The sequence below is a fragment of the Haloarcula sp. S1AR25-4 genome (genome assembly GCF_031624555.1).
In the GTDB taxonomy this organism is placed as follows: domain Archaea; phylum Halobacteriota; class Halobacteria; order Halobacteriales; family Haloarculaceae; genus Haloarcula; species Haloarcula pellucida.
Genome location: NZ_JAMQOR010000019.1, coordinates 1 through 1,009 on the forward strand (window position 1 = coordinate 1; position 1,009 = coordinate 1,009).

The following is a 1,009-nucleotide window of genomic DNA, read 5'->3' on the forward strand; positions in this document are numbered from 1 at the left end:
GTCGTACGTTTTGAAAAACGAGCCAGGGAGTGTGTCTGATTGGCAAGTCTAACCGGAGCATCCGGGGAGGCACAGGGAAACCGACATGGCCGCAGCGCTTTGCGCGAGGGCCGCCGTCTTCAAGGGCGGGGAGCCACTCGGACACGACCCGAATCCGGACGATCTACGCATGGACAAGGTGAAGCGTGCCGAAAGGCACGTGGAAGCCTGTTAGAGTTGGTGTCCTACAATACCCTCTCGTGATCTATGTGTAGGGGTGAAAGGCCCATCGAGTCCGGCAACAGCTGGTTCCAACCGAAACATGTCGAAGCATGACCTCCGCCGAGGTAGTTCGTGGGGTAGAGCGACCGATTGGTGTGACCGCCTCCGAGAGGAGTCGGCACACCTGTCAAACTCCAAACCTACGAACGCTGTTTGACGCGGGGATTCCGGTGTGCGGGGTAAGCCTGTGCACCAGGAGGGGAACAACCCAGAGATAGGTTAAGGTCCCCAAGTGTGGATTAAGTGTAATCCTCTGAAGGTGGTCTCGAGCCCTAGACAGCCGGGAGGTGAGCTTAGAAGCAGCTACCCTCTAAGAAAAGCGTAACAGCTTACCGGCCGAGGTTTGAGGCGCCCAAAATGATCGGGACTCAAATCCACCACCGAGACCTATCCGTGCCCTTGATCGGGCAATCGAGTAGGTTGGCGCTCTCATTGGGTGGAAGCAGGGGTGAGAACTCCTGTGGACCGATGAGTGACGAAAATCCTGGCCATAGTAGCAGCGATAGTCGGGTGAGAACCCCGACGGCCTAATGGATAAGGGTTCCTCAGCACTGCTGATCAGCTGAGGGTTAGCCGGTCCTAAGTCTCACCGCAACTCGACTGAGACAAAATGGGAAACGGGTTAATATTCCCGTGCCATCATACAGTGAAAGTCGACGCCCTGGGGTCGATCACGCCGGGCTTTCGCCCGGTCGAACCGTCCAACTCCGTGGAAGCCGTAACGGCACGAAGCGGACGAACGGCGGCA

Annotated in this window: 1 rRNA gene; it reads left to right on the forward strand. The window is 57.5% G+C overall.

Annotated features, from left to right (window positions below):
• Window positions 1-1,009, forward strand: a 23S ribosomal RNA gene (locus tag NDI85_RS22205); the annotation flags it as partial.